This is a genomic window from Alteromonas sp. M12, assembly GCF_037478005.1.
In the GTDB taxonomy this organism is placed as follows: domain Bacteria; phylum Pseudomonadota; class Gammaproteobacteria; order Enterobacterales; family Alteromonadaceae; genus Aliiglaciecola; species Aliiglaciecola lipolytica_A.
The window spans coordinates 4,855,389-4,868,336 of the sequence record NZ_CP144164.1 but is presented as its reverse complement, the minus strand read 5'-3'; the positions used below and the strand labels follow the sequence as shown (position 1 = coordinate 4,868,336).

Below are 12,948 nucleotides of genomic sequence, written 5' to 3'. Positions count from 1 at the left end.
ACACCCGCCTACAAGAGACATTCCCCGTAGCACGGCCTTTAGGCCATGGGAGATCGCACAATTGCACGAGGTTAAAACACCCGCCTACAAGAGACATTCCCCTTAGCACGGCCTTTAGGCCATGGAGTATCGCACAATTGCGCGGGGTTAAAACACCCGCCTACAAGAGACATTCCCCGTAGCACGGCCTTTAGGCCATGGGAGATCGCACAATTGCACGGGGTTAAAACACCCGCCTACAAGAGACATTGCTCCCCTAGCATGGCCTTTAGGCCATGGGAGATCGCACAATTGCCCGGCGCTAAAGCACCCGCCTACAAGAGCCATTGCTCCCGTAGCATGGCCTTTAGGCCATGGAAGGTCGCACAATTGCACGGGGTTAAAACACCCGCCTACAAGAGACATTGCTCCCGTAGCACGGCCTTTAGGCCATGGGAGATCGCACAATTGCACGGAGTTAAAACACCCGCCTACAACAGATATTGCATTTTTGATATTGGTGCTGAAATTATTCTGGTTTGCGGAATTTAATCGTCCAGCGGTCGGTATTACCGGTTACTGATTTTGCACCTACTTCATATTCTAGTTCATCGTCTTCGCGGTAGTGAAGGTCGCTGTAATCAACAAATTCAAACCCAGCTTCGATAATTTCTTTGATGGCTAAAACTGGGTCAACACGTCTACCATTTGAACTGTTTGCTGGCTCCATGTGTCGTGCAGTATGATCGACAACCGCATAAATACCACCTGGCTTCAGTGCTTCAAATGCGGCAACGTTCATAGCTTTACGGCCTTCTTCAGAGAAGTTGTGGTAATTTCTGAAGGTCAATACCATATCGAGATCTTTCACGCCGAACGAATCTAAATCTAATGAATAGAACCGTGCCCCGTCTTTACGATACAGTTTTGCTTCTTCAGCGACAATGTTCATTTTGTCGAAACCAGGCTGATTACTAAGGGACTCTTTAATATTGCCAGTCCCAATCGCAGCATAATATTCGCCTTTGTCACGTACTACTGGCGCAAGTATTTTTGTATACCAACCGCCGCCAGGCAACAATTCAAGAATACGCATATCAGCTTCAAGACCGAAAAACTCTAATGTTTCAACAGGCTTTCTGTTGCGATCTCGCTTTATCTCAGCTTCGGTCCGTATATCTGACTTCATGGCTGTCTTGATTAAATCACCAACTTCGTGATGCGCTGCCATAGAAGGTAGGCTTGCAGTTAACCCAAGGGTGGTAAGCAAAGCAATAGCTGTTGAACGTAATTTCATTCTTTTCTCCATGTATATGTTTGATTACTTAGTGGTTTACGGTTTTATTGTTACTTATAATTAGAGACCCGAGCATAACCAAATTTCATTCCAGAAGATTGAAAAAGATGCCCGAGATTACTGTTTATGTACAAAAACTTCCCCGTTTTTCATAACAAAATCGATATCTTGCATCTCTTTTATGTCATTTAACGGATCACCATGTACGGCAACCATATCAGCAAACTTACCTGCTTCTATCGTGCCTAAGGTGTCTAATTCATTGAGCAACTTCGCGCCATGATAGGTCGCGCTTCGAATTACTTCTATGGGCTTCATTCCAGCATCGACCATAAGCACAAACTCAAGTCCATTATCACCATGGGCCGAAACCCCAGAGTCTGTTCCAAAAGCAATGTTGACCCCTGATTTATATGCGTTTGCAAGGGTTGCCTTAATTAGTGGACCTATTTTAGCGGCTTTAGGACGCACCAAATCAGGAAAGAAACCGTCAATTTTGGCTTTTTCTGCCACCCAATTTCCAGCCATAATAGTAGGTACATAATAAATATCGTGTTTCTTCATCAGTTTGAAGATTTCTTTATCCATGTAAGTACCGTGCTCGATGGACGAAACACCTGCCAAAATAGCGCGGCGCATACCTTCTTTGCCGTGGGCATGCACGGCGACTGTCATGCCATAGTCTTTTGCTGTGTCGACAATTGCTTGTAGTTCATCATCCATAAATTGTGGGTTTTGGCCACTTTTAGCCACTGATAAAACGCCACCGGTGGCAGTAATCTTAATCAAGTCTGCACCGTCTTTATAGCGCTGTCTAACCGCTTTTCTGGCTTCTGCTACACCATTGATAACACCTTCTTCTGGGCCGAGATCGCGACGAATTATTTTTGCTTGCCCATTGGTCGAATCGGCGTGTCCACCAGTAGTGGCGATCGCCTGACCTGCGGTGAATATCCTGGGACCGGGGACTTTGCCACTATTGATGGCTTTACGCAGTGCTACGGTTTCATTGTAACCGTCTCCTAAATTACGTACGGTAGTAAAACCTGCATCTAGGGTTTTCTTGGCATAGACCACGGCTTTAATCGCAAAATCCGCTTCGTTTAAAACAAAGGGTTCCATGTAGGTACTAGGGCCTTCAAATTGACTGCTGATATGGGTATGCATGTCCATCAAGCCGGGCATTAGCGTGTACTCTGAAAGATCTATGATTTCATCATTATCACCTGCTGGGGTGAAGCCTTTTTCGATGCGGCTAATTTTATTACCTTCAACAATCACTGATACTTTGTTTTGAACGTCGTTATTATCCGCAGCAATCAGCTTGCCAGCATGAATAATGGTTGCGGCATGGCTAACGTTCAGTATCGCGGTGGTAATAAGTAGAAAAGATGTTTTTAAAAATAAAGATTTACGGCTAATCATCAAGGAGTCCCTGCCAATATTGTAAGAGTTATCAACATTAGGTTAATTTGTTTAGCAGGTCAAAAATAGCGTCTTAAACAACTGTAAACTTTTGTTTAAAATGTGCCTAAAGTAAAGGTGTATTCGCCGCTGCTAAGTTGCAATTGTTGCTTGCCATCTATGGCCACTTCTTCGGCTATTTCGATAAGTTGGTAATATACGTTTTGATGTAGGCGAGCCCAAAGGTTACGTCTTACTTTGACATAAGGAAGCATTGCTTGAGTCGTTGCGTCTTGGCGTATTTCAACTGGGTTGTCGGTGCTGACCACAAAACTATCGTCAGTTTGTGTGCTAAAGGTGAGTAAATCGTCTTGTTTGTCCCACTGAGTGATAATGAAGGGCACGTCATCGACTTTAATGCGTACTTTTTCCACGGGCGTGACCAAGAAATATTCGTCTTGGTCTTTGCGTAAAACACTAGCAAACAATTTCACTAGTGGTTTACGTCCAATGGGCGTGCCCATATAAAACCAGCTACCATCATGCTTGATGTGAATATCAATATCACCACAAAAATCTGGATTCCACTTTTCTACTGGCGGTATTTTGCCCTGCTGCTGAGCAAGTTGGCTTTGTAGCTTAGATAAGTCCATTAGATACTAGCCTTAATCATCCTAGTGGAATTGCTGTTATTGCAACGCATCTCTGACTTCGCGCAATTTTGCTTTGATGCGACGCATGTTTTCTGGTCCTGTGCGCAGCAGTTGCTTCTGCACGGCGGTCAAACTTTCTAAACGGTCATCGGCAAACTTGTACATCACACTATCAGTATAAACTTCGATGGGCACAGGTACTTCTGGGGTATCCAGCAGATGATTGATTGCATCCATTAATACAAAGGTAAAGTCGTCATCAGGGTCGCCAATTTCAGCGTAAATATCTGTAATTGACGGTTTATAGGTTTCGTATAGTGATATCAACGAATCTGTATCCATAGAATCTAAGGTTTCTACATAGGGCGTGTACCGTTTGAAACTGGCTGCATCGATAAAACTTTTATCAGATTGCTCATACACCCGAAACTTTTGTTCCGGCGGCACTATTACTTGATGATTAGTCGCAATATTATGATTGGCAGCGTTTTCGGTCATAACCACAAAACGTCTAAGCAAGTCATCATTTACCAGTAAACTCGCCGCAGCTTCATAATTGGCTAAACTAATAATCGATGTTTTAACCGCTGCATCGCTGGTATCGAGTGGCTCTGGAATCGGTTCAGGTGGCGGTAAATCCACAAGCACAGGTTCTTCTTCGATCATTTCAGCTTCGTCTTCTACAGCGTACTCGTCGAATTGCTGTTGCTCATTTTCGTCAATGATTGGATCTGGAATGGGAGCTTCAATTATCGGCTCAGGGACTTCTTCGGTTTCATTACTGCCGCTTAAAGCAAAATAACCTATGACTGCAACACAGATCACAATCACAGCTAGAATAATGTGCGGCTTAATGGATTTGGGGTTTGATTCGTCAGTCATTTTCTTTCCTAAATTACACGCAACTAGATAATATTATGACAAGCTAGGAAGCAAATCGTTGAATTTTTTTAATAATAGTCTGTAAATTGTTTATCTATTTCAGCCAATTTGTTCAGCGGCTAAAGTAATTGCCTTCCTTTTAAGTGGCAGACATTTACTAAAAAATACAGATAAAGATAAACACTTCTTAGATACTACTACTTCCAAATCTCATGTCACTATTTGTTTCTACTATTTTGATTGGGATATAACAATCAAAAACAAGGGCTTGTTGTTCAATCAATTGTAGAGTCGACTGAGCGTTATTCGCGACTATGAACTAAATCTGCTGATTAAACGTATATATCCTAAACCACGCTAGAGTTGTCATTAGTCGAGAAGTGCAGATGAAATTCGAATATCAACAATTGATAAGCCAAAACCAAAGTATAGATGAACTTGAATTACAATCGTTTGAAATGAGTATTTATTTACTTAAATTACGGATTGGTAATGAGCAAGGCATGTTATACAACGGCAACGAATTAATGCGTTTTAATAGTACTCAACAAGTTCGCGAGGCTTTTGCAGATATTGATGTGTTGCAGGCAGTTATGGTGCATGACTCGCCTTATGACGAAATGATCGGTAATCCAGCTAAAACAGGCGCGAGTTTAAAACTGCCATTTTCTTTGCAACAACCCCTCTAAAGGATTGAATAATTAAAATCACCCACCATACTAGAGGTGCCGGTTAATAATGACAATATTGTCTAGATTGGTGTTATTAAACACAAGCTTAACGTTACCCAAGAGGCAAGTTTTTCATGCAATTTCTACATACTATGGTGCGAGTCGCAGACTTAGATGCATCTTTAAAATTCTATTGTGAGCAATTAGGTTTGCAAGAAAGCAAGCGAATCGAAAATGAGAAAGGTCGGTTTACTTTGGTTTATTTAGCCGCTCCCGAAGACGCAGAGCGTGCAGAGAAAGATGACGCTCCTTTAGTGGAACTGACTTATAATTGGGATCCAGAAACTTACACTGGTGGCAGAAACTTCGGACACCTAGCGTTTTTGGTTGATGACATTTATGGTTTATGTCAGAAACTAAGTGATGCCGGTGTGGTTATCAATCGTCCGCCTAGAGACGGTCATATGGCCTTTGTGCGTTCACCGGATAATATTTCCATTGAATTACTGCAACGAGGTAAGGCTCTTGCCCCTCAAGAGCCTTGGGCATCGATGGAAAATACCGGCGAGTGGTAATTATTCGTTAACAAAGCGTTCCCTGTAGGCGGGTGCTTTAGGCCCGCTTGCACAATGAACCTTTCCATGGCCTAAAGGCCAGGTTACAAAACCAAAGGCGCTTACGATCCGGTAAAATGTCTAGTAATTCTATGGCTGAGATAAACTATCGCTTATAGCTAGTGTATAATCCGATTTTTACGATTTAGCCCTAAAACACCAGTTTTAGGCATCAACACTTTATTTGGAGATCGGGTTGAACAAGCAGTCATTAATTCTACTGAAAAATGCCAATATTTTCGCCCCGCAGGCTCTTGGTATTCGGCACCTTTTAGTGGGAGGCGGTCGAGTTTTACAGATTTTAGATAGCCAGCCTAAGCTTGATTCTCAACTTGATGTTCAGCAGCTCGATTTGCAAGGAGCGACTGTAATCCCAGGCTTAATAGATGCGCACACTCACATTACCGGTGGTGGCGGTGAAGCTGGATTTGCCACCCGTGTGCCACCGGTTCCTCTGAGCCAGTTTACCCGTGCAGGTGTTACTACAGCCGTTGGACTCTTAGGTACTGATGATACAACGCGCAGTACTGAGTCTTTGGTTGCTCAGGTGTACGGTCTGCGTGAGGAAGGTTTATCTGCTTATTGTTACACTGGGGGCTATCATTTACCGCCCACTACCTTAACCGGTTCCATTAAAACCGATATCGTGTTTGTTGATCCCATAGTGGCGGTGGGTGAATTAGCCATCAGCGACCATCGCTCTAGTCAACCAACCCTTAATGAACTGTTAAAAGTCGCTTCTGAAGCCCATGTGGCAAGATTAATGACCGGTAAGGCCGGTACTGTGCATTTGCATTTAGGTGACGGCGAACGTGGCTTGAGTTTGGTACGAGAAGCGTTATCAGGCTCAGAAATACCGGCCAGAACATTTAATCCAACCCATGTAAATCGACAGCGGTTTTTGTTTGAAGAGGCTTGTGAGCTAACCAAACAAGGTTGTTGGATTGACGTAACTGCATTTGAAACCGATGGTGAGGGTTATGAACCTGCGGACGCGCTAAGTCGATATCTCGCCAGTGACTTTCCCAACGACAAACTCACCATTAGTTCTGACGGCGGTGGCTGTTTACCGTGTTTTGATAAACAAGGACATTTAACCAAAATGGACTTCGCCAACTCAGAATCGATGACCCAAGTGCTATATGAACTGCTCGATAATGGTGTGCCGCTGCAAGACTGCCTGCCATTTTTTACCTCAAATATAGCTTCTTTGATGAATTTTCATAAAAAAGGCAAGATACACGCTGGGTTTGACGCAGATCTTGTTATACTTGACGATTCGTCTCGCATCAGCCATGTCATGGCACTTGGTGTGTGGCACATTTTTGATAAATCTTTTGTAAAAAAAGGTACGTTTGAGGATTGAATATGCCGTCTCCTAATATTGAAGGGCAGCAACGTGGTTATGTAATCCCCATCGGCGGCGCCGAAGAGAAAATAGATAACCCTGAAATACTGACAAAATTTGTTGAGCTCGCTGGGGGTGCAGATGCAGTGATCTGCGTGATTCCAACGGCTTCTCAACTAGATGATACCGGCGAACGATATGAAAACTTATTTCACCAACTAGGTGCGGGTAAAACTATTTCATTACCTATTCGCGAGCGCGCTGATGCGCAAAACCCTGATTATGTTGAACAACTTTTAAAATGCACGGCTGTGTTTATCACCGGCGGCAATCAATTGCGTTTGTCGACCATATTAGGTGGTACCCCCATTGCTAAGACGATTCGTCAAATTAATGCCAAAGGTGTGCATGTAGCTGGGACCTCTGCGGGTGCGGCAATAGTGTCACAACACATGATAACCGGTGGCAGTACTGGTATTGTGCCCACTGAAGATGGGGTGAACTTAGCGCCTGGTATGGGCTTGATCAACACGGTAGTGGTGGATCAACACTTTAATGAACGCAATCGTTTATCGCGTTTGCTAAGTGCTGTTTCCTATAATCCATTTTTAGTGGGTATTGGATTAGACGAAGATACCGCCGCATTTATTGATGAGAATAATGAATTTACAGTGGTAGGCAGTGGTGCAATAACCGTTGTTGACCCTGCGGATATCGAATATTCGTCAATGGCTGAAGCACGCAGAGGTGATGCTTTGACCTTACTTAATTTAAAGGTGCATATCCTCGCATCGGGCAGTCGTTACAATATAAGTACGCGTCAAGCATTCGCTTAATCCTCCATTTATGCTGAATATAAAAACAGTGGCGAATACCACTGTTTTTATATAGCCTAGTTACTACAATTCTATAAGCTAAAACATCCTTATCTTAAGTCCGTTACTTGTAGTATTGTTTTCACTCTCCTTTCATCAATGTGATTCACGTTTAGCGTGTTGTTAATAGTTTTAGAGCAACTTACACAAGGAAGCCCAAATATATGAAGATCCTCAGTAGAAACGTTTATGTCGGCCCAAATGTTTACGCTAATTTTCCTGTTATTCGATATCAAATCGATTTAGGCGAGTTGGAGAATTGGCCTTCAGTAAAATTAGGTGAGGATTTCATCAATGGCTTAATCAATGCGATTCCAAGTTTGCACAGCCACGGTTGTTCTTACCAGGAAGAAGGTGGTTTTATCCGTCGTTTGCGCGATGACGAAGGCACTTGGATGGGACATATTTGGGAACACGTCGCCCTTGAGTTACAAAACTTAGCGGGATCTCCTGTGGGCTTTGGTCGCACTCGTAGTTTAGATAAACCCGGTTGCTACAACGTTGTGTATCAATACAAACAACAAGACGTTGGTTTAGAGGCTGGCTCTTTGGGTATGCGACTACTTACTCACCTTTTACCTAAAAATGTACAGTCTGCGATTGATGCCGATATTGATGATGATTTTGATTTCAGCCAAGAGCTTCAAGATTTCGTGCGTATGGCACAGAAGAAAGAATTTGGTCCTAGTACCGGTAGTTTGGTTAAAGCTGCCGAAGAGCGTGATATTCCTTGGTTACGTTTAAACAATTACAGCTTAGTGCAATTTGGTCACGGCAAATATCAAAAGCGTATTCAAGCTACTATCACCAGTGAAACAAAACATATCGCCGTTGAAATTTCTTGCGACAAAGAAGACACCCACAATCTTTTAAATGACTTAGGTCTGCCTGTACCTCAACAGTTGATGATTTATAGTGAACGACAAGCGGTGCGTGCGGCCAATCGAATTGGTTTCCCAGTGGTGATTAAGCCGCTTAATGCTAATCATGGCAGAGGCGTCAGCATCAACCTCACGAGCGATGAGGAAGTGGTAACCGCATTTAATGAAGCCCAGAAATTTGGTACTAGCCGAGCAGTGCTGGTGGAAAGTTATTTAACTGGTTTTGATCACCGTATGTTGGTGGTGAATGACGAGTTAGTGGCGGTGGCTAAACGGGTTCCAGGTCATGTGGTGGGAGATGGCAGCAGCACGATTGAAGAGCTGGTGGATATTGTGAACAAAGATCCCCGTCGCGGTATAGGTCATGAAAAAGTTTTGACCCGATTAGAATTGGATAATCAAGCTGAACGTTTATTAGCGGAAGCCGGATATGACAAAAATACGGTGTTGCAAGAAGGGCAGGAATTTTACTTACGCTCAACGGCAAATCTATCTACCGGCGGCACAGCCATCGATGTCACAGATTCTGTGCACCCAGACAACCGAGATATGGCAGTACGGGCGATAAAAGCCATCGGCTTAGATATTGGTGGTGTTGATTTCCTTACCGATGATATCAGTAAGTCATATAAAGAAATTGGCGGTGGCATTTGTGAATGTAACGCCGCGCCTGGCTTCAGAATGCATGTTGCTCCTAGTGAAGGCACGCCTAGGGATGTGTCTGGTAAAGTGATGGATATGTTGTTTCCTCCTGGTGCCCATTCAAGCATACCAATTGCCGCAATTACCGGAACTAACGGTAAAACCACCACTTCTCGCATGTTAGCTAGCATAATGAAGAGTGTTGGTTATACCACAGGAATGACCTCGACAGATGGGGTGTATATTGACGGTCATTTAACCGTAAAAGGGGATATGACAGGTCCCACCTCAGCACAAATTGTGTTGCGCGACCCTAGTGTTGATTTCGCGATAATGGAAACCGCGCGAGGGGGCATACTCAAACGTGGTCTTGGTTACAGCGAATGTGATGTGGGTGCTTGTTTGAATATCAGCGCAGACCACTTAGGTCAGCGGGGTATAGACACATTAGAGCAGCTTGCTCAGATTAAGCGTGTGGTTGTGGAAGTGGCAAAAGACTGTGTGGTACTTAACGCAGATGATAGACACTGTTTAGAAATGGCAGACTTTTGTACCGCGAAGCGCATTTGTTATGTGACCACTGATTCTGGCCACGGTTTGGTGCGGGAGCATATCCGCAGTGGTGGTTTGGCTGTGGTTTTGGAAAAAGGTATTAATGGTGACATGATCACCATTTACGATAAGGGCTCACATATCCCGCTGTTATGGACTCACCTTATTCCTGCGACCATTGAAGGCAAAGCAATGCATAACGTGCAAAATGCTATGTTCGCGACTGCAATGGCATATTGTTTTAACACTTCACTGGAAGATATTCGCCAAGGGTTACGTATCTTCAATACCTCATTCTATCAAGCGCCTGGCCGTCTCAATATTTATGACGAACATCCGTTTAAAGTGATTTTGGACTACGCGCACAATCCTGCGGCGATTCAAACTATCACCGATTTAGCGATGCGCTTAGATGTCACCGGAAAACGTCGATTGGTTATTGCAATGCCGGGTGATAGACGGGATGAAGACGTGATTGAAGCGGCCACTATTACAGCCAAAGGTTTCGATGCTATCGTTTGTAAAGCGGACGATGATCGTCGTGGCCGAGGTCATGATGAAATACCAGAGTTGTTGCGCAAAACCTATTTAGAACAGGGATTGTCTGACGACGATATACAAGTGATTCCGTCTGAAAAAGACGCTATCGATAAGGCTTTAGCGGATTGTCAAAAAGGCGATTTGTTGATTATTCTTGGCGACAACATTACCCGTTGCTGGAAACAAATTGTGCATTTCCAAGCGGATCGTGACTTGACCCAAAAAGATGAAGTGCCCTCGCGTGACTATCCGGAAAAACTGTTTGAACCTGTCGAACACAAATTTGAACTCGATGCTGGTCAAACCCTCGTTCAAGATGAAAGAGGTGTGCGCTTAGTCGTTGAACGTGATGAAGATTCAGATTAATGCGTTTAGAGCTAGATGAAGTCAGACGACTGACCGGTCCCAACTTATTGTGGGATAAACCTGGGGCTATCTTAGACGTTTTTATCGACGACATTGATAGTCATCTTGTTATCAACACTTGGCAGAGTTGGGTCGATAAGTTGTTGCCGCAAATAAACTGGCAGCAGACCTATACATTTCGGTTTTACAGCGGCGGTGCGAGTATGGCACTTAGCGCCCCTATGGATGCACTTTATACTGCATGTGACCTAGCTGAGCTTGCTTGGGAGTTAACCGTTTCACAACTTTGTCAGCAACCAGAAATTGATTTGCCTAGTCGAGTTAAACAATTGCAAATTACGCTTAATCAGGAGCAAAATTCTGAGTTGTTAAATCTCATGGCTCAAGCCCATGCTCATAATGTTACTGCTATTAGTGATGACGACGAATTTAGTCTAGGCACTGGGCCAACGGTTGACGTTTGGCCGATTGCTGAACTGCCGCAAAGCGCAGCGTTGGATTGGCAACAATACAAAGATATTCCCCGTGCATTTATCACCGGCACCAATGGCAAATCAACGAGTGTACGATTGGCTAGCGAGATCGCTAAAGCGGCGGGAATTTGTGCCGGTGTGACTTCCACTGACTTTATCAAAGTGGGTGATGAAATTATTGATAAAGGTGATTATTCGGGCCCTGGTGGAGCAAGAATGCTGTTGCGAGACAAACGCACTGAGATGGCCTTTTTAGAAGTAGCTAGGGGCGGTATTTTACGCCGCGGGATCCCAATCGATAATGTGGATGCCGCGCTTATTACCAATGTTGCCAGTGACCATCTTGGACAATACGGTATTAATACGGTTGAAGAATTGGCCGAAGTAAAGTTTGTGGTGGCGAAAGGCTTAGATAATTCCGGGACTTTAGTTCTCAATGCTGATAATAAATTGGTGGTTCAGCAAGCTAAGCAGGTTAGTTGTCGAATTTGTTGGTTCAGTGAAGATGCAAAACACCCTCTGATTCTGCAAAGTCAGCAGGCTGGTTTGCCTTGTGTATTTGTCGATAATGAGCAATTTGTGTATATGCAAGCCGATGGAACGCCTGTCCCTATCGCAGAGGTAAAGTCGATTCCAATGACTATGCAAGGGGCTGCTCAGCACAATATCCAAAACGCCTTGGGGGTGATTGGTCTGAGTATGGCTTTACACATTCCACTGCAAGCCATCAAGCAAGGTTTAATGCGCTTTGGTAGCTCAGCCAAGGATAATCCTGGACGGGGCAATTTATATACATATAACGGCTCAACAGTAATGGTCGATTTTGCGCATAATGCGCATAGTGTTAAAGCCATGATTAACACGGCAAAACACATCCCTGCAAAGCGCTATATTGTTATGTTCAGTAACGCTGGCGATAGAGCTGATGCGGATATTAAAGAGCTTAGCGATGAAATTTATAAATTGCAGGCCGACCGTTACATAGTCGCAGAATTAGAACGATATTTACGGGGCAGGCAACCAAAAGAGCTGCTCGATCTCGTTGCTAAACATTTGCAGCAAAAAGGTGTTGATGAATCAATAATTGACTGCGTTGATTCACCTTTGGCTGGGGCTAAACTGGCACTGCAGATGTCATCACCTGGTGATGTGGTTGTGTTGTTTTGTCTTGACCAACGTGAACAGATAGATCAATTACTGCAGAAAAATACTCGTTAACAGTTTTCAACTGAATTGGAAAAACAGATTTAGTCCCCATTTCATCTTCTACTCATAAGTGCACTTCTCTTAATAGTGCAGATTAAACTCTTATTATGAATTGGAGTAAAAGTTGAAATGGAACAGTCTTTCAATGAAGCGTTATTAAAGTTGTGTATGTTGCTCTATCGTATAGATGGCAAAATCACCCTATCTGAACAAGATTATTACGACTCTATATTTCACCACATTAACTGGCAAGGTGAGGAGGATATGGAAGAGTTCCAGCGCCAATCCATTCATCAAGTCAGAGAGGTCGTAGAAAATGGCGAAGCAAAACAATTTGTTATGTCATTGAAGGACCCCTTATCCTTTAATGCTAAAAAGGCCTTAGCGCTCGCTCAAGGTATATGCCTTATCGATGGTGAAATTGCAGATCAGGAACAAGAGATTCTTGATTATCTTAAACTGAGAGTATTAGCCAAATTTTTGGATAAAAACGATATTAATTAAAGGTCAGAGTAGTTAATCGAGATATTAGGTATATCCTTAAAATGTTGGCATCAATGGTAAA

General features: G+C 43.5%; 11 protein-coding genes. 7 read left to right on the top strand and 4 right to left on the bottom strand.

What is annotated here, in order from left to right:
* Positions 1 to 508: 508 nt before the first annotated feature.
* The 4 genes from VUI23_RS20925 to VUI23_RS20910 all read right to left on the bottom strand — a co-directional run bounded on the left by VUI23_RS20925 (position 509) and on the right by VUI23_RS20910 (position 4,215).
* Positions 509 to 1,276 (bottom strand): methyltransferase, encoded by a 768-nt coding sequence (locus tag VUI23_RS20925; protein WP_342805894.1) that lies wholly within the window; start codon positions 1,274 to 1,276, stop codon positions 509 to 511.
* Positions 1,277 to 1,393: 117 nt separating this feature from the next.
* Positions 1,394 to 2,701, bottom strand: coding sequence for an amidohydrolase family protein (locus tag VUI23_RS20920; RefSeq protein ID WP_342805892.1), 1,308 nt, complete (start codon positions 2,699 to 2,701; stop codon positions 1,394 to 1,396).
* Positions 2,702 to 2,796: 95 nt separating this feature from the next.
* Positions 2,797 to 3,333 (bottom strand): DUF1285 domain-containing protein, encoded by a 537-nt coding sequence (locus VUI23_RS20915; protein WP_216047746.1) that lies wholly within the window; start codon positions 3,331 to 3,333, stop codon positions 2,797 to 2,799.
* A gap of 36 nt (positions 3,334 to 3,369) precedes the next feature.
* Complete coding sequence (locus VUI23_RS20910) at positions 3,370 to 4,215, bottom strand: DUF3014 domain-containing protein (RefSeq protein ID WP_216047747.1); 846 nt, start codon at positions 4,213 to 4,215, stop codon at positions 3,370 to 3,372.
* A 386-nt stretch (positions 4,216 to 4,601) separates the two neighbouring features.
* On the opposite strand from VUI23_RS20910, the gene VUI23_RS20905 reads away from it, so the two are divergent.
* From VUI23_RS20905 to VUI23_RS20875, 7 genes are all read left to right on the top strand, one after another.
* On the top strand, positions 4,602 to 4,904 hold the full coding sequence (locus VUI23_RS20905) for a DUF6482 family protein (protein ID WP_216047748.1): 303 nt from the start codon (positions 4,602 to 4,604) through the stop codon (positions 4,902 to 4,904).
* Between the two features lie 116 nt (positions 4,905 to 5,020).
* A complete protein-coding gene (locus VUI23_RS20900; RefSeq protein WP_216047749.1) occupies positions 5,021 to 5,461 on the top strand; it encodes a VOC family protein in 441 nt (146 codons plus the stop codon).
* Positions 5,462 to 5,696: 235 nt separating this feature from the next.
* Positions 5,697 to 6,866, top strand: coding sequence for a beta-aspartyl-peptidase (iadA, locus tag VUI23_RS20895; RefSeq protein ID WP_342805890.1), 1,170 nt, complete (start codon positions 5,697 to 5,699; stop codon positions 6,864 to 6,866).
* Positions 6,867 to 6,868: 2 nt separating this feature from the next.
* Positions 6,869 to 7,684: a cyanophycinase gene (locus tag VUI23_RS20890; protein WP_216047751.1), complete on the top strand. Its 816-nt coding sequence runs from the start codon at positions 6,869 to 6,871 to the stop codon at positions 7,682 to 7,684.
* 203 nt (positions 7,685 to 7,887) lie between these two features.
* On the top strand, positions 7,888 to 10,704 hold the full coding sequence (cphA, locus tag VUI23_RS20885) for a cyanophycin synthetase (protein WP_216047752.1): 2,817 nt from the start codon (positions 7,888 to 7,890) through the stop codon (positions 10,702 to 10,704).
* On the top strand, positions 10,704 to 12,395 hold the full coding sequence (locus tag VUI23_RS20880) for a Mur ligase family protein (protein WP_342805889.1): 1,692 nt from the start codon (positions 10,704 to 10,706) through the stop codon (positions 12,393 to 12,395). The genes cphA and VUI23_RS20880 overlap by 1 nt, the downstream gene beginning before the upstream one ends.
* 117 nt (positions 12,396 to 12,512) lie before the next feature.
* Complete coding sequence (locus VUI23_RS20875) at positions 12,513 to 12,887, top strand: TerB family tellurite resistance protein (RefSeq protein ID WP_216047754.1); 375 nt, start codon at positions 12,513 to 12,515, stop codon at positions 12,885 to 12,887.
* The last annotated feature ends 61 nt before the right edge of the window (positions 12,888 to 12,948 follow it).

Coding starts and splice junctions, on each gene's coding strand:
- VUI23_RS20890 (WP_216047751.1), top strand. CDS start 6,869: ATGCCGTCTCCTAATATTGAAGGGCAGCAACGTGGTTATGTAATCCCC.
- VUI23_RS20925 (WP_342805894.1), bottom strand. CDS start 1,276: ATGAAATTACGTTCAACAGCTATTGCTTTGCTTACCACCCTTGGGTTA.
- VUI23_RS20920 (WP_342805892.1), bottom strand. CDS start 2,701: ATGATTAGCCGTAAATCTTTATTTTTAAAAACATCTTTTCTACTTATT.
- VUI23_RS20900 (WP_216047749.1), top strand. CDS start 5,021: ATGCAATTTCTACATACTATGGTGCGAGTCGCAGACTTAGATGCATCT.
- VUI23_RS20875 (WP_216047754.1), top strand. CDS start 12,513: ATGGAACAGTCTTTCAATGAAGCGTTATTAAAGTTGTGTATGTTGCTC.
- cphA (WP_216047752.1), top strand. CDS start 7,888: ATGAAGATCCTCAGTAGAAACGTTTATGTCGGCCCAAATGTTTACGCT.
- VUI23_RS20915 (WP_216047746.1), bottom strand. CDS start 3,333: ATGGACTTATCTAAGCTACAAAGCCAACTTGCTCAGCAGCAGGGCAAA.
- VUI23_RS20905 (WP_216047748.1), top strand. CDS start 4,602: ATGAAATTCGAATATCAACAATTGATAAGCCAAAACCAAAGTATAGAT.
- VUI23_RS20880 (WP_342805889.1), top strand. CDS start 10,704: ATGCGTTTAGAGCTAGATGAAGTCAGACGACTGACCGGTCCCAACTTA.
- VUI23_RS20910 (WP_216047747.1), bottom strand. CDS start 4,215: ATGACTGACGAATCAAACCCCAAATCCATTAAGCCGCACATTATTCTA.